This is a genomic window from Streptomyces sp. NPDC023573, assembly GCF_055559735.1.
The window spans coordinates 254,705-270,799 of the sequence record NZ_JBVHKB010000009.1 but is presented as its reverse complement, the minus strand read 5'-3'; the positions used below and the strand labels follow the sequence as shown (position 1 = coordinate 270,799).

The 16,095-nt window shown below is 72.3% G+C and carries 11 protein-coding genes; 2 read left to right on the top strand and 9 right to left on the bottom strand.

What is annotated here, in order from left to right:
* Positions 1–111 precede the first annotated feature (111 nt).
* The 3 genes from ACZ32T_RS27720 to ACZ32T_RS27710 all read right to left on the bottom strand — a co-directional run bounded on the left by ACZ32T_RS27720 (position 112) and on the right by ACZ32T_RS27710 (position 4,516).
* A complete protein-coding gene (locus ACZ32T_RS27720; RefSeq protein ID WP_467268420.1) occupies positions 112–1,668 on the bottom strand; it encodes a serine/threonine-protein kinase in 1,557 nt (518 codons plus the stop codon).
* Positions 1,665–2,312 carry a hypothetical protein gene (locus ACZ32T_RS27715; protein ID WP_467369604.1) on the bottom strand — a complete coding sequence of 216 codons (648 nt, stop codon included), beginning with the start codon at positions 2,310–2,312 and terminating at the stop codon, positions 1,665–1,667. The genes ACZ32T_RS27720 and ACZ32T_RS27715 overlap by 4 nt, the downstream gene beginning before the upstream one ends.
* A 98-nt stretch (positions 2,313–2,410) precedes the next feature.
* Positions 2,411–4,516, bottom strand: a complete 2,106-nt coding sequence (locus tag ACZ32T_RS27710; RefSeq protein WP_467369602.1) for an N-6 DNA methylase — start codon at positions 4,514–4,516, stop codon at positions 2,411–2,413.
* Between the two features lie 196 nt (positions 4,517–4,712).
* Between ACZ32T_RS27710 and ACZ32T_RS27705 the strand changes: the two genes are divergently transcribed.
* Positions 4,713–5,543 (top strand): DUF4190 domain-containing protein, encoded by an 831-nt coding sequence (locus tag ACZ32T_RS27705; RefSeq protein WP_467268426.1) that lies wholly within the window; start codon positions 4,713–4,715, stop codon positions 5,541–5,543.
* Between the two features lie 193 nt (positions 5,544–5,736).
* Here the strand turns inward: ACZ32T_RS27705 and ACZ32T_RS27700 are convergent, their stop codons facing one another.
* The 3 genes from ACZ32T_RS27700 to ACZ32T_RS27690 all read right to left on the bottom strand — a co-directional run bounded on the left by ACZ32T_RS27700 (position 5,737) and on the right by ACZ32T_RS27690 (position 7,876).
* Positions 5,737–6,060 (bottom strand): hypothetical protein, encoded by a 324-nt coding sequence (locus ACZ32T_RS27700; RefSeq protein WP_467369599.1) that lies wholly within the window; start codon positions 6,058–6,060, stop codon positions 5,737–5,739.
* Between the two features lie 34 nt (positions 6,061–6,094).
* On the bottom strand, positions 6,095–6,826 hold the full coding sequence (locus ACZ32T_RS27695) for an HNH endonuclease family protein (protein WP_467369597.1): 732 nt from the start codon (positions 6,824–6,826) through the stop codon (positions 6,095–6,097).
* Between the two features lie 183 nt (positions 6,827–7,009).
* Positions 7,010–7,876, bottom strand: coding sequence for an SCO6745 family protein (locus tag ACZ32T_RS27690; RefSeq protein ID WP_467369595.1), 867 nt, complete (start codon positions 7,874–7,876; stop codon positions 7,010–7,012).
* 103 nt (positions 7,877–7,979) lie between these two features.
* Between ACZ32T_RS27690 and ACZ32T_RS27685 the strand changes: the two genes are divergently transcribed.
* Positions 7,980–8,567 carry a TetR/AcrR family transcriptional regulator gene (locus tag ACZ32T_RS27685; protein WP_467369593.1) on the top strand — a complete coding sequence of 196 codons (588 nt, stop codon included), beginning with the start codon at positions 7,980–7,982 and terminating at the stop codon, positions 8,565–8,567.
* Between the two features lie 237 nt (positions 8,568–8,804).
* Here the strand turns inward: ACZ32T_RS27685 and mfd are convergent, their stop codons facing one another.
* From mfd to ACZ32T_RS27670, 3 genes are all read right to left on the bottom strand, one after another.
* A complete protein-coding gene (gene mfd, locus ACZ32T_RS27680; RefSeq protein WP_467268439.1) occupies positions 8,805–12,335 on the bottom strand; it encodes a transcription-repair coupling factor in 3,531 nt (1,176 codons plus the stop codon).
* Between the two features lie 186 nt (positions 12,336–12,521).
* Positions 12,522–15,101 (bottom strand): ABC transporter permease, encoded by a 2,580-nt coding sequence (locus tag ACZ32T_RS27675; RefSeq protein WP_467369591.1) that lies wholly within the window; start codon positions 15,099–15,101, stop codon positions 12,522–12,524.
* On the bottom strand, positions 15,098–15,886 hold the full coding sequence (locus ACZ32T_RS27670; RefSeq protein ID WP_467268444.1) for an ABC transporter ATP-binding protein: 789 nt from the start codon (positions 15,884–15,886) through the stop codon (positions 15,098–15,100). Before ACZ32T_RS27670 ends, ACZ32T_RS27675 begins: the two co-directional genes overlap by 4 nt.
* Positions 15,887–16,095 lie beyond the last annotated feature (209 nt).

Sequence of the window (16,095 nt, the reverse complement as noted above, 5' to 3'; positions counted from 1 at the left end):
TAGGCAGTGGACGTGATTCGGGCCACTGCTTCGACCAACGATTTCCGGACCGGTCAGTGTGGGGTCACGGACGAAATCCCTTCCGGCCGGCCTCTTCCGGCGCCCGCCGCCTCACCTGGAGCCGCGTACGTCCTGGTGGTGGGTCAGTTGCCGGCGGAGCTCCGTGGGGAGCGGGTGGTGCGGTCCGTAGGCGCGCTCGGTGTCGTACAGCAGGGCTTGCAGCTGGGCGCGGCCCGCCGTGTGATCGCCCATGCCGAGCAGGAGGTGGCCGATCCGGTGGCGGATGTCGAAGGCCCGGCCGGGGCCGGAGGACGTCATGTAGCCGTTCTCGTAGGAGGGGAGGACGGCGCGGTACTCGGCGAGCGCGGCGGCCGCCTCGCCGAGCTGCTCCAGGCACTGCGCGGCGTCGTAACGGAACTGCAGGGCCTGGGGGTCGGAGGGGCCCGCCTCCGCCGCGCGGTCGTCGGCGAGGCGGCGGAGCTCCGGGAGGGCGCGGCGGTACTGGCCGTCGTCCATCAGCGTCGCCGCGTACTGCTTGCGCAGGATCCGGACGACCGGTGAGTGTTCGCCGTGCTCCAGGGCGGCGGCCGGCAGGATCCCCCCGAGGATGTCGACGGCCTGGGTGATGCGGCCCTCCCCGAGCAGCCGTTTCACGTCGTCGACGGCTTGCGCCACGTCGGGCCTGGCCGGCGGCGTCCGGGGCGGGGCGGGTGCCTGCCGGTCGGGGGCGGGCACCGTCGCGGGGGCGGCGGCCCGGTCGGGCCAGGGGGCGTGCGGACGGAGGAAGGGGCGGGTCGGGTCGAGGGGCCCGGCCGGTGTGCCGCCGGCGGGCAGCAGGGGCCGCAGGGACTCGTAGACCTCCTGGGCGGAACCAGGGCGGTCCTGCGGGTCCTTGGCGAGCAGCCGCAGGACGAGTGCTTCGAGCGCCTCGGGGACCTCGGGCCGGATGTGCCTGACCGGGAGCGGGGGCTCGTAGAGATGGCGGTGCAGGACACCGAGGGCGGTGGAGCCGGCGAACGGCACGTCTCCGCCGATGAGTTCGTGCAGGAGCACGCCGAGGGCGTAGAGGTCGGTGTACGGACCGACGGCGCCGCCCATCGCCTGCTCGGGGGCCATGTAGGCCGGGGAGCCGATCGGTGAGCCCGTGTGCGTCAGCCGGGTGGTGTCGGTGTCCATGACGGAGGCGATGCCCAGGTCGAGCACCGTGAGCGTGCCGTCGGGCTTCACCATCGCGTTGCGGGGCTTGAGGTCGCGGTGGACGATCGGCACGGCGTGCACCGCGGAGAGCACCGCGCACAGCTGGGCGGCGATCGCCACGGCCCAGGGCCAGGGGTAGGGGTCGTGCTCGGCGAGGTGGTCGGCGAGGTCGGCGCCCTCGACGTACTGCATGACGAGGAAGAGGTCCTCGCCGTCGCTGCCCGCGTCATGGACGGTCACCAGACCGGGGTGGTCGACCTGTGCGGTGACCCGGCACTCCCGGACGAACCTGCGGCGCAGATCGTCGGCGGCCTCGCTGCCGGCGGGTCCGGCCACCCGGTCGGGGCGCAGCAGCTTCACCGCGACCCTGCGGTCGAGGCGCTGGTCGTACGCCGTCCAGACCTGGCCCATGCCGCCTTGGCCGAGAATGGTCGCCAGCTGGTAACGGCCCGCGATGACACGCCCGTTCACCGGCTGTCGCCCTCCTTGCGGAGGTAGTCGCTCAGCTCGTCGAGCTCGGCGCGCACCTGGTCGAGGCGCTGGGGGGCGGCGGGCCTCGGGGTGTCGGACGGTGCGGCGGGCGGGGGCGGTGCGGGGCTCTGCCGTGGGGCGGGCGGGTAGCCGTAGGCCGGGGAGGGCGGTGCCTGCCGCGGTCCGGACCCGGCGGGCGGGAACGAGGACGCTCCCGGGTGCGGCGTGCCGTACGGGACGGCGTACGGGCCGGGGTGGGACAGCGGGTGCGGGCCGGCCGGCGGGCCGCCGTACGGGCCGAAGTGCCGTATGTCCGTGTACAGGTAGTAGGTGACGGTGCCGACGAAGACCACCAGCATCCAGGACAGGGTGAGGAGGGCCTGTCCGTCCGTCATCACCTCTTCCTCCGTCGGCAAGGAACCGAGGTACACGATGAGTCCGGCGTTCAGCGCCAGCACGAGGCCGAACAGCCACCAGTCGCGCTGCTTGCGGGTGACGACCGCCAGCCGGAGCATGGCCGCCCAGGCGAGGAGTCCACAGCTCAGCAGCGCCAGCGCCACGAAGACCACGCGCAGCGTGACGAGCGTGACCGAGGACGGAGAACGCTTCGGCTGCTGCTCCGGCGGATAGCCGTAGCCGTGCATGTGCTGCTCCCGGAGGGCGTGGGTCGGACGTGTGCAGTGAGCGTATACACCGACACGGACAACCCGTCCCTGGTTGTGCGCAACCGTTGTGGTTCACGTCACTCCGGGGCGATCGTGCCGTCCGTGAGTCCGTCGTACATCCCTTGCACCAGCTGTCCGCCGAGCCGGCCCGCCGTGCGCAGTGCGTCCTCGAACGCGGCGAGGGCGCTGAACTGTTCGCCGTACGCGCGCTGTTCGGCCAGCGGCAGGCGCGGCACCTGGAGACGGCGGGCGTCGAGCCGGGTGGCGGTGGAGGCGTAGCTGCTGGCCTGCCGGTTGTTGGCGGTGCCGCGGAGGAAGCCGGCGAGGAACCAGGGGTCCAGGGCGGCCGGATCGGGCCGCAGGAGCTGGAGGTTGCGGCCGAGGGCGGCTCCGGCGGTGGCTTCGTCGACGACCCGGGCGACCGCTCCTCCGCCGAGTACGGGCACGACGACGTCTCCGGGTTCCAGCAGGAGCGGCTGGTCCTCCGGGGACGCGGCCGGTGTGGCGGGGGTACCGCTGGGTGCCGCCCCGGAGAGTACGTCGTGTTCGGTGAGGACCGGGACCGTGCCGCCGGCGGCTCCGGTGCCGGTGCGCAGGTGCAGGGCGCCCGCGCGGGCCAGTTCGCCGACGGTGACGAGGGGCCGCCGGGCCGGTTCGCAGGGGGCGGCGGGCGGTGGGGTGAGCCGGGCGGCCAGCTTCAGGGTGTCGTCCAGGCGTTCCCGTACGCGCACGAGTTCCGCCGCGCCGCCGCCGGCGGCCGGCGGCGGGAGATGGCGGGCGGGGGCCAGGTCCACGTCGTCGTCGAGGAGTTCGATGACGGGGACGGCCCGGCTGGTGCCGGGGTGTTCCTCGACCGGCTCCCGGCGCCCCGGCACGTCGAAGGGGGTCCAGGCGTCGAGCACGGCGGCGCGCACCGCGGGCCAGTCCAGCCGGTCCCGGCCGGACGGCGCACCGGCGGGCTCGGGTTCCGCCGCGTCGACGACGAGGAGTTCGGGGGCGGGGGGCTGTTCGGTGCCCGGCTTGCGGAGGACCCAGACGTGGAGGGGGATGCCGTACGGGGGCGCGGCGCCCGCCGGGAGCGCGATGACGGCGCGGAGGGCTCCGCGGCGGAGCAGGTCGGCGCGGATGCGGCGCCCCGAACGGCGGGAGGCGGCGGCCGGGGGCATGAGCACCACGGCGGTGCCGCCCTCGCGGAGATGGGCGAGGGCGTGCTGGACCCAGGCGAGTTCGGACTCGGTGCGGGCGGGGAGGCCGTACTCCCAGCGGGGGTCGTAGGCCAGGTCGTCGTGGCCCCAGTTGCGCTCGTTGAACGGGGGGTGGCAGAGGACCGCGTCCACCGCGAGGCCGGGGAACGCGTCGGTGCGCAGGGTGTCGCCGGTCCGGACGGCGAGCGCGGGTCCGGCGGCCTTGTCCCCCGCGTGCAGGGCGAGCCGGAGCGCGGTGAGCGCCGCCAGGTCGGGATCGGCCTCCTGCGCGTGGAGCGCCGTGGGCCGGCCGACGGCACACAGGAGTGCGCCGGTTCCGGCGGCGGGGTCGAGGACCGTACGGGAGCCCTTACCGCCGCTGCGCCGGGCGGCGTCCCCTGCCGGTGTCGCGAGGTCGGCCATCAGCTCGGCGAGGTCGGGGGGCGTGAGGGTGTACTGCCGCGGGTTGGCGTCCAGCTGGCGTCCGAAGAGGAAGTCGAAGGCCTGCCGGGCGCCGGTCTCCGCCGCCAGTTCGGCCGCGGCGCGCAGCAGGGGGACGGACGGGAGGAGCGCGGACGCGGTGGGTGTGGGGACCGCCCGTTGCGCTCCGAAGCGGTCGGCGAGCACGTGGTCCAGCGCGCCCGGCAGCACACCGGCCATCCGCGCGTCGGAGACCGCGGTGATCTCCAGCCAGGCGGTGGGTCTGTCCCGGACGAGCAGGAGGGCGCACCCCGTGTGGACGAGCGCGGTGACGGCGCCGTCGGGGTGGCCCGTCAACTGCTGCCAGACCCGCTCGCGCAGCGGCACCTCGGCGAGCTTGCCCTGGTCGCGCAGCCACTGTTCGACCTCACTCAGCGCGAAGGAGGGGCTGGCCTCGGTGCCTCCGACGGGCTTCGGGAAACCGGCGTGCCGCCGGCGCCAGTTGCTGACGGCGGCGCGGCCCACGCCCGCGAGTCTGGCGATTCCGGCCGCGGTCACCTCGGTCGAGTTATCCGGCACTGGCCTGTCTCCCGTTCCGCGCACGTCGGTGTCCCTGCTGTGTGTGGGTGAGCATACCGATACCGCCGAGTCAGCAGTTCACACCAATTATCTTGTTGACTCGGTTCACACTCAATGGTCTTATTGACCCGTCGCACACCGCTGCGGCGCATCGCTCCGCTCACAGTCCCCGTATGTCCATCGGAAGGGCACAGCCATGTCCCAGTACACGCAGCCGCAGCACCCCCAGCAGCCGTACGCCCCCGCACAGACGCCGGGCACGCACCCCGCCCGCAACGGCCTGGGCACCGCCGCCCTCGTGCTCGGCATCATCGGGACGGTCTCGGGGCTGATCCCGTTCTTCTTCTGGCTCGCGGGGATCCTCGGTCTGATCGCACTCGTCCTGGGCCTCGCGGGGCGGGGCCGCGCCAAGCGCGGAGAGGCCACCAACAAGGGCGTGACGACGTTCGGCGCGGTCCTCGGCCTCGTCTCGCTGATCCTGTCGGTCGTCGGAGCGGTCCTGACCTTCAAGGCCGTGGACGACGTGGTGACCGACATCAACAACGCGGTCGAGGAGAGTTCGGCGTCCGCGAAGCCGGCCGCGGGCGGAGGGGCGGCCGATGACGGGGCGACGGACGGTGGCACCGAGGGCAAGGACGACACCCTGCGGCAGGGGGACTCCGCGGCGTACGACGACGGCCTGGAGATCACCGTGAACGCACCGGCCCCGTACACCGCCGACGAGTTCGCGATCGGCCACACCAAGGGCAACAGCGCCTACACGGTCTCGGTCGTCATCGAGAACAAGGGCAAGGAGAAGTTCGACGCGGCACTCGTCAGCGTCGACGCCCGCGCCGGCGAGGACGGTGTGAACGCCGAGCAGATCTTCGACGGCAAGGTCGGCGAGGGCTTCAGCGGCACCGTCCTGCCGGGCAAGAAGATCACGGCGAAGTACGCCTTCGACGCCCCGGCCGACGCCAAGAACCTCACCGTCGAGGTCGGCCCCGGCTTCGAGTGGGACGCGAGCCAGTGGGAGCTGAAGCTCTGACGGGCGCGAAGCCCCGTCCCCGCGGCACCTTCGGGGCCGGCCACCTCCTGCGGGCAGGCCGGCCCTGTGGCCTCAGCCCGTCCGGTGCCGCACCCAGACGGCCGGCTCGACGCGCTCGGCAAGCGTGGTGATCTTCAGGTCCATGCGGCCAGGGACAGGCAGCGCCCGAGCCCCGGCCCACACACCTCCGGGCTCACACCGAGCCGGCGACGAGCACCCCGGTCGGCACGAGGGTGAGCAGCGCACAAGCCGTCCAGTACGCGCCCGGCGACAGCGAAGTACGGCGCCCCACCCAGTCGTTGGCGAGCCACCAGATGATCCCGAAGACCGCCGCCACGGGCACGACGATCACCAGCCACAGCGTCATCCCGTCGTTCTCCGTCGGCTCACGAGCGGTCCATCCGGCGTCCGCGAGCGGCCCGTTCGACAGGTAGTACCAGAACAGCCAGACCGGCACGACGCCCGGCACCCCGAGCAGCAGATTCATCCCCGCGGCCGTCAGCCGCCATCTCCACATGGGCCCAGTATTCACAACGGCGGCGCGGGCGCCCTCAGCGCTCCGGCGCCTCGGTCGGGCTGCCGCCCGTGGGCAGCTTCTCGGCGGGACAGGAGGACAGCACCTTCCGCATGGCGTCCCGCTCGGCCTCGGTCACCCACAGCCCGTACTTGCTCTTCACCGACACCTGCCCCGCCACATACGTGCAGCGGTACGCCTTGTTGGGCGGCAGCCAGGTCGCGGTGTCCCCGTCGCCCTTGCGGCGGTTGGTGGACGAGTCGGCCGCCACCAGATTGAGCGGATCGTTGGCGAAAGCCCGCCGTTTGCCGTCGCTCCACTGCTGGGCGCCCTTCTGCCACGCGTCGGACAGCGCCACGAGGTGGTCTATGTCCACCTTGCTGCGCCCGCGTTCGAACGCGATGCGGCCCCCCGTGTACGGATCGGGGTCGAGGACGCCGCTGAGCACCTTGCAGCCGTCGGCGTCACGCGCGACACCGGACAGCTGGTCCGCCAACATGTCGTCCCGGGTTCCGCACCCGTTGCGGTCGGTGTCCGCCCACGCGGATCCGAACTCGTCCCGGTCGTACCCCGTCCTCGGCGCCCGGCCCTTCACGGTGAGCGTCTCCACCGCCTGAAGTGCCGTACCGGCGGCGGGCGTCCGCGTCCCCGACGGAGCGGGGCGGTCGCTCAGCGCCTCGCATCCGGCCAGTGCGAGCACCCCTGCCAGGGTGAGCGTAAGAAACGGGAGCGGACGAGGCCGGCGGCGTACCGAGGAGGAAGGCGTCACGGGCGACCAGCCTAACGACCTGGACCACCGCCGCCGCACACCTGCCCCGGTCGGCATATCGGCTCACACCGGACCTGCCGGGCCAGGCGGCCGGCCGTAGGGGGTGCCCGCCTGCTGCTGGGCACCCCCGGACCCGGCTGCTCGCCCTCCTCGCCCGACCCTCCGACCGCGGCGCACGCCCGCTCACACCTTCCCGATGCCCAGCGTCGTCTCGGACGGCAGAAGCCCGGAACCGATCGCCTCCAGCCACAGCGGGCCGAGCAACTCCACCAGCCGCTCCCGCCCTTCCGCCCCGAGTGCCGCCCAGGGCCCAGCCGCGGCTTCGTCCGTGCGCCGCTCCACCCGCGCCCGCAGCGCCCGCCCGGCCTCGGTGGCGGAGCCGTCCGCCGCCACCAGCCCCCGGACGGCCAGCCGCGCCCGGCCCGCCTCCCACTCGACAGCGCTCCAGCCCCGGCTCGCGAACACCCCGGGCGGGGCCGCGCCGATCGCCGCGAACGACACCAGTGACTCCACCGGGTCCAGCCCCTCCGCGACCAGTGCCGCGACGTGCCCGTCGCCCCGGTGCTCCCGCAGCACCGTGGCGGCCTGCCACAGCACCAGATGGGGTTCCTCCGGCCAGGGCAGGGCGGCGTTGGCCCCGGCGAGCGGCCGGCCCGTGACGTCCGCCGCCTCTGCGGCCCGGCGCGCCAGGGTGGCGGCCTCGGCGAAGTCCGCGCCCTCCACCCGGTCCCCGAACAGCGTCCGGTACGCCCGGCCGACCGCCCTCGTACGCGCCGCGAGCACCTCCCGCGGCTTCGCCACCTCCCACCCGGCCGGGACGTACCGGGCGACCATGGCCGGGCTGAAGCTGTGGAACACGGCCGTCACGCGGTCCGCGCCCACCGCCCCCAGCGGCGCCGCACGCCACGCGAAGTAGGCGGGCCAGCGCTCGTCCGTGGCGTAACCGACGGCGGCGGCCTCCTCGGTCACCTGCGGCGCGTAGTAGAAGACGGCGTGCAGCGGCTCCAGCAGGTGCCACATCTGACGTACCCGCCCCAGCTCGTCGGTCATGTCCCCCGACCTCCCGTCAACTTGTCAATGCCTAGATTCATGGCCCAGCATGCGGCCGCCGCCGTAACTTGTCAACGTCTAGATCTCGCGTACCGTGAGGCCCATGAGCAGCGAGCGCACCTACCACCACGGTGACCTGCGGCGGGCGGTCCTGACGGCCGCCCTGGACGCCATCGCGGCCGACGGCCCCGACGCCCTGTCCCTGCGCGACCTGGCCCGCCGGGCCGGCGTCTCGCACGCCGCGCCGGCCCACCACTTCAAGGACCGCACCGGCCTGCTCACCGCCGTCGCGGCCGAGGGCTACGCACTCTTCGCCGACGCCCTGGCGAAGGCCCCCGACCTCCAGGAACGGGGCGTGGCCTACGTACGCTTCGCCGCCGCGCACCCCGCGCACTTCCAGGTGATGTTCCGCCCGGAACTGCACCGCGCCGACGACCCCGCCCTGCTGTCGGCGAAGGCCCGCGCCACCGAGGCACTGCGCGCCGGTGTCAGCGGCCTGCCCGACGCGGCCCCGGACAAGGAGGACGCCCGTCTCGTCGGTGTCGCCGCCTGGTCCCTGGCCCACGGCTTCGCGACCCTGCTGCTCAGCGGCAACCTGACCGACGCCCTGGAGGGCCGCGACCCGGAGGACGCCTTCCGTACCCTCGCCGGGCGGGTCTTCACACGCGGGGCGGGCGACGACGCCACGTGACCGGCGGACGCACCGGGGAGCCGGAGCAGCCCGTACCGCTCCCGCGTCGCCATGCGAGGTGCCCGGACGGGGCTCCAGGGGGAAGGAACCGGAGGAACGGCGGGGCTCGCGCCCGCCCCGGGCTCACGCCGAGTCCGGTGTCCCACTCGTGTGTGACCCGTGGCCGCCCCTGAGGGCTGTCAGCGCGTCACGACAAGGGCGGGCGCCGCCCGCCTGGTGCGACGGGCGGTCCGCGTCCTACGACCCCAGGATCGTCGTGAGGAACTCCCCGGTCCACGACAGGAGTTCGCGCCCCATTACCGGCTTTCCGCCGATCCGGCCCGCCGTCGGCCGCGGCACCAGGATCTGGCGCGTGGCGGGCTTGAAGATCGTCTTCGGGTGCAGCCGCTTCAGCCGCAGCTCCTGCGACTCCCGCAGCTCCACCGGCGCGAAGCGGATGTTCGGCCCCTGCAGCACGATCTCGCCCACCCCGCAGGCCCGGGCCAGCATCCGCAGACCCGCCACCAGCAGAAGGTTCTCCACCGGCTCCGGCAGCTTGCCGTACCGGTCGGTGAGCTCCTCACGCACCGCCCTGATGTCCTCCTCCGAATTCGCGGAGGCGATCGAGCGGTACGCCTGGAGGCGCAGCCGCTCGCCCGGCGCGTAGTCGTGCGGGACGTGCGCGTCGACCGGGAGCTCGATCTTGACCTCCAGCGGCGGCTCCTCCTCCACCCCGCCGTCCACGGCCGCCCGGTAGTCCGCCACCGCCTCGCCGACCATCCGGATGTACAGGTCGAAGCCGACCCCCGCGATGTGACCGGACTGCTCGCCGCCGAGCAGGTTTCCCGCGCCGCGGATCTCCAGGTCCTTCATCGCCACGTACATGCCCGCACCCATCTCGGTGTGCTGGGCGATCGTCGCCAGACGCTCGTGCGCGGTCTCGGTCAGCGGCTTCTCCGGCGGGTACAGGAAGTAGGAGTACCCCCGGTCGCGGCCACGGCCCACACGGCCGCGCAGCTGGTGCAGCTGGGAGAGCCCGAAGTTGTCGCCGCGCTCCACGATCAGCGTGTTGGCGTTGGAGATGTCGATACCGGACTCGACGATCGTCGTCGAGACCAGCACGTCGAACCTCTTCTCCCAGAAGTCGACGACGACCTGCTCCAGCCGGCTCTCCCCCATCTGCCCGTGCGCCGTCGCGATCCGCGCCTCGGGCACGATCTCCCGCAGCCTGGCCGCGGCCCGGTCGATGGACTCGACCCGGTTGTGGATGTAGAACACCTGGCCCTCACGCAGGAGTTCACGGCGCACTGCCGCGCCGATCTGCTTCTCCTCGTACGGCCCGACGAAGGTGAGGACCGGGTGCCGCTCCTCGGGGGGCGTCGTGATCGTCGACATCTCGCGGATGCCCGTCACCGCCATCTCGAGCGTGCGGGGGATGGGCGTCGCCGACATCGTGAGCACGTCGACGTTGGCCCGGAGCTTCTTCAGCTGCTCCTTGTGCTCGACGCCGAAGCGCTGCTCCTCGTCGACGATGACCAGGCCCAGGTCCTTGAACTTCGTCTCCGACGAGAACAGCCGGTGCGTGCCGATGACCAGGTCCACCGACCCGTCCTTCAGCCCCTCCAGCGTCGCCTTCGACTCGGTGTCCGACTGGAAGCGGCTCAGCGCCCGTACGTTGACGGGGAACTGGGCGTACCGCTCGGTGAACGTGCCGAAGTGCTGCTGGACCAGGAGCGTCGTGGGCACCAGGACGGCGACCTGCTTGCCGTCCTGGACGGCCTTGAACGCCGCACGCACCGCGATCTCCGTCTTGCCGTACCCGACGTCGCCGCAGATCAGCCGGTCCATCGGGACGGACTTCTCCATGTCCTCCTTGACCTCGGCGATCGTGGACAGCTGGTCGGGCGTCTCCGCGTACGGGAACGCGTCCTCCAGCTCGCGCTGCCACGGGGTGTCCGGGGCGAACGCGTGGCCGGGTGCCGCCATCCGCGCCGAGTACAGCTTGATCAGGTCGGCGGCGATCTCCTTGACCGCCTTCTTGGCCCGCTGCTTCGTCTTCGTCCAGTCGGCGCCGCCGAGCCGGTGCAGGGTCGGGGCCTCACCACCGACGTACTTGGTGACCTGCTCCAGCTGGTCGGTGGGGATGTAGAGGCGGTCCCCGGGCTGGCCGCGCTTGGCGGGGGCGTACTCGACGAGGAGGTACTCGCGGGTCGCGCCCTGCACGGTGCGCTGCACCATCTCGATGTAGCGGCCGACACCGTGCTGCTCGTGCACGATGTAGTCGTTCGCCTGGAGGGTCAGCGGGTCGATGGACTTGCGGCGGCGGGCCGGCATCCGCCCCAGGTCCTTGCTGGCGGTGCGCTGACCGGTCAGATCCGTCTCCGTCAGCACGGCCAGCTTCAGCGCCGGGTCCACGAAGCCGTTCTCGATCGCTCCGCACGAGACGTGCACGAGCGACGGCGTGATCTCGGCCAGGTCCTGGTCGAGACGGGCCGCGATGCCCTCGCCGCCGAGCACCTCGACCGTACGGGAGGCGGGGCCCTGCCCCTCGGTGACGTACACCGTGCGCCAGCCCTCGGCCAGCCACCCCTTGGTGTCGGCAAGCGCCCGGGCGGTGTCGCCCCGGTAGGTCTCCGGGGCGTGCATCCCGAGCTTCAGGGAGTCCCCGTCGAGCTCCTCGTCGGCGGCGAACGGGGAGGTCGACCACCACATCATGGACAGCTCACGCGCCCGGTCCCGGACGTCCGCGATGCCCCACAGGGAGGCCGCGCCGACATCGATCGGGGCCTCGCCGCCGCCCGCTGTGGCGGCCCAGGACGCCTGGAGGAACTCCTGGCTCGTCGCGACGAGGTCGGCCGCCCTGGTCCGCACCCGCTCCGGGTCGCAGACCAGCGCCATGGAGCCCTTCGGCAGGACGTCGAGCAGCAGCTCCATCTCGTCCACGAGGACCGGGGCGAGGGACTCCATCCCCTCGACGGCGATCCCCTCCGCGATCTTCCCCAGCAGCTCGCCCAGCTCCGGATGGGCCTCGGCGAGGGCCGCGGCCCGGGTGCGTACCTCCTCGGTGAGCAGCAGCTCACGGCAGGGCGGGGCCCACAGGCCGTGCTCGGCGACCTCCAGGGACCGCTGGTCGGCGATCTTGAAGTAGCGGATCTCCTCGACGTCGTCGCCCCAGAACTCCACCCGCAGGGGGTGCTCCTCGGTCGGCGGGAAGACGTCCAGGATGCCGCCGCGCACGGCGAACTCGCCGCGCTTCTCGACCAGCTCGACGCGGGCGTACGCCGCTGCCGCGAGCGCGTCCACGACCTCGCCCAGATCCGCGGTCTGCCCGCTGCTCAGCGCGACGGGCTCCAGGTCGCCGAGCCCCTTGACCTGCGGCTGGAGCACGGAGCGGACCGGTGCGACGACCACGCTGACCGGGCCGGTCTCCGGGTCGTCCTGCCGGGGGTGCGCGAGGCGGCGGAGCACGGCGAGGCGGCGGCCCACAGTGTCCGAGCGGGGCGACAGCCGCTCGTGGGGCAGGGTCTCCCAGGAGGGGAACTCCGCCACGGTGTCGGGGGGCAGCAGCGTCCGCAGCGCGGCCGCCAGGTCCTCGGCCTCCCGGCCGGTCGCGGTGACCGCGAGTACCGTACGCCCGGCGTCGCGGGCCAGCGCGGCCACGGCGAAGGGCCGCGCGGCGGGCGGGCCGACCAGGTCGATATGGGCCCGGTGGCCGTCGGCGGCGGCCTTCACCGCTTCGGAGAGCGCCGGGTCGGTGACGACGACGTCCAGCAGACCGTGCAGGCTCATGAAGGTTCCGTCCGGTGTGGCGAGTGAGCAACGCGAAGGACCCGACACGTGGCACGGGCCGGGGGCTCCAGCGTACGACGCCGGTGTGTCACTCGCGACGCCTGACGGAAGCGCCCCCGGGACACGGACCGGCCCCGGGTGTCCGGAGGAACACCCGGGGCCGGTCCGCCACCTACGTCCGCGCCGTCACCCGTCCGTGGCGATGGCGTTCAGGACGTTCATCCGGCCGGCCCGGAAGGCCGGGACCAGGGCGGCGAACAGTCCGACGAAGGCCGAGGCGACGAACACGGTGAGGATCGTCGGCCACGGGATCTCCAGGACCCCGAGGCCCTCCAGGGCGAGCAGCTTCTGGGCCGAGGTTCCCCAGCCCATGCCCAGGCCCAGTCCGAGCAGCGCGCCGAACAGGGCGATGACCACGGACTCCAGCCGGATCATGCGCCGCAGCTGACGGCGGGAGAGGCCGATCGCCCGCATCAGGCCGATCTCGCGGGTCCGCTCGACCACCGACAGGGCCAGGGTGTTCACCACACCGAGCACCGCGACGATGATCGCCAGGGCGAGCAGGCCGTACACGATGTTCAGCAGCTGGCCGATCTGGTCCTTCAGGTCCTGCTTGAAGTCCGCCTGGTTCTGCACCTTGTACTGCGGGTACGCGGCGAGCGAGCTCTTGATGGCCGCGTAGGCCTCCTTCTCCTTGCCGTCCTCCGCCGCGGCGAACATGATCATGTTCTCGGGCATCCGGTCGGCGGCGACGTGACGCTCGGCCGTGGTGACGTTGATGTACATCGCGCCCTGGTCGACGGTCGTGTCGTCAGAGGTGATCGCCGCGACCTTCAGCTTCGCGGTGTCACCGGCCTTGAAGGCGACGGTGAGCTCGTCGCCCACCTCGATCTTGTGCAGGGCGGCGTAGTCCGACCCGACCGACATGGAGTCCGCGCCGTACGCCTTCGCCAGGTCACCGGCGACGGTCTCGCGCCGCAGGTCCTGCGGGTACGTCGGGTCGGCGGCGGTGACGTGCTCGTCCGCCGTCGAACCGTCGGGGTTGGTGAGCTTCGCGGCGAGCACCTTGTAGTTCGTCACGTGCTCGATGCCGGGCACCTTCTCGATGGCGTCCGCCGCCTGCGGCACGATCAGCTGGCCGGTGCTCGACTGGACGATGAAGTCCGTGCCGACCGACTTGTCCAGCTCGTCGGTGGCGGAGGCGACCATGGACGAGCCGACGACCGACAGGCACGCCACCAGGGCCAGCCCGATCATCAGGGCCGCGCCGGTCGCTCCCGTACGCCGGGGGTTGCGCAGCGCGTTGCGCTCCGCCAGCCGCCCGACCGGGCCGAAAAGCCGCAGGACGACGAGGCCGAGCACCCGCACGACCGCACCGGCGAGCAGCGGGCCGATCACGATGAAACCGATGAGGGTGAGGACCACTCCCAGGCCGAGGTAGAGCGAGCCCTCGCTCGCCTCGTCAGCCCGGGTCGTCGCCCACAGGCCGGCGGCGCCGGCCCCGGTGAGAACCAGGCCGATGCCGGCACGGATCCATCCGGACTTGGCGTCCGCCGGCGTTCCGGCGTCCCGCAGGGCTGCCATCGGGGAGACCTTGCCGGCCCGGCGGGCCGGGATGTACGCGGCGAGGACGGTGACGACGACGCCGAGTGCCAGCCCGGTCACCGGTGTCGTCCAGGCGATGGTGAGGTCCCCGGTGGACAGCTCCATGCCGACGGCGCCCATGGCCTTCATCAGCCCGACGGCGAGGCCGATGCCGGCGGCGACCCCCAGGACCGATCCGACGATGCCCAGGAGGACCGCCTCGACCAGCACGGACCGGTTGACCTGCTTGCGGCTGGAGCCGATGGCCCGCATCAGGCCGATCTCACGGGTGCGCTGGGCGACCAGCATCGAGAAGGTGTTGACGATCAGGAAGATGCCGACGAGGAAGGCGATCCCGGCGAAGCCGAGCATCGCGTACTTCATGACGTCCAGGAAGGAACCCATGGAGTCCTTGTTGGCGTCGGCGGCCTCCTTCTGGGTCTGCAGCTTGTACGTGCCCGCGTCGCCCAGAGCCGCGGCGACGTCCTTCTTCAACCGGGTGTCGCCGACACCCGGTTCGGCGGTGACGGAGACGTGGGTGAACACATCGGACGCGCCCAGCAGCTTCTGCTGCGCGGTCGCGGTGTCGAGGTAGACGACTGCCGCACCGGGATTGGTCACGGTGAACGCGGCGATACCGGAGATCCTCGCCCTGATGTCGCCGGTGACGGCGATGGTGCGCACCTCGTCGCCGACCTTCAGGTGGTGCTTCTCCGCGGTGTCGGCGTCGATCATGGCCTCGGTCGGCCCGCGCGGGGCGTGGCCCGAGGTGATCTCCATGGACCGCAGGTCGTTGTCGGTCCAGTTGCCCGCGATCGTCGGGGCACCGGTGTCGGAACCGAGGTTCTTGTCGTTGCTGTCGACGAGGGTGACGGCCATGCTGCTGACCGCGCCCTCCGCCTTCTTCACCCCGTCCACCGCGGCGACCTCGGCGACGACGGACGCGGGGAGCGCCTCGGGCTTGCCGTTCTCCGGGACGTCGGTGGTCCCGGACTTCTTCGGGCTGACCGTCACGTCGGCGGACGTCGCCGCGAAGAGCTTGTCGAAGGTGGTGTTCATCGTGTCGGTGAAGACGAGCGTGCCGCACACGAACGCCACCGACAGCAGGACGGCGACGGCGGAGAGCGCCATCCGTCCCTTGTGCGCGAGGAAGTTGCGCATCGAGGTCTTCCAGACGGTCATGACGTCCGCCCGCGTGCGTCGAAGTCCTTCATCCGGTCCAGGACCTGCTCGGCCGTGGGGTTCTTCATCTCGTCGACGATGGAGCCGTCCGCGAGGTAGAGGACCCGGTCCGCGTAGGAGGCGGCCACCGGGTCGTGGGTGACCATGACGATGGTCTGGCCGAGCTCGTCGACCGACTTGCGCAGGAAGGACAGCACCTCGGCGCCGGCCCGCGAGTCCAGGTTCCCCGTGGGCTCGTCACCGAAGATGATCTCGGGACGGGCGGCGAGCGCCCGGGCCACCGCGACACGCTGCTGCTGACCGCCGGAGAGCTCCGTGGGCCGGTGCTTGAGCCGCTCGGAGAGACCGACGGTCTCCACGACCTGCCGCAGCCAGCCGGCGTCGGGCTTACGGCCCGCGATGTCCATCGGCAGCGTGATGTTCTCGATCGCGTTGAGCGTCGGAAGCAGGTTGAACGCCTGGAAGATGAAGCCGACGCGGTCCCGGCGCAGTTGCGTCAGCTTCTTGTCCTTGAGCCCCGTGATCTCGGTGTCGGCGAGGTGGATCTGCCCCGACGTCACCGTGTCCAGACCCGCCAGGCAGTGCATCAGGGTCGACTTGCCCGACCCGGACGGGCCCATGATCGCCGTGAACTGCCCGCGGACGATGTCCACGTCGACATGGTCGAGCGCCACGACCCGGGTCTCCCCCGCCCCGTACGCCTTGACGACCTGCCGCGCTCGCGCAGCAACGGCCGTACGCCCTCCAGTGTCCCCGTGCCTGGGAATGGTTACAGCCGTTGTCACGGTTTTTCTCCTATGTCGGTCGATGCGCGGACGTCTCTGTGTACGTTCCGAGTCTCGGGTGAAGAGGTGCTCCGGCGCGCTGGTGCCCGGCGCAGTCTTCGAGTGGGGTTTTCCCCACCCCGCTCCCTGCGGCCGGCCGCATTCACGGCGCCGTACCGGCCGCCCCCACGCGCCGGCCGGTATAAGAACACGCTAAGGAAAGGGACACC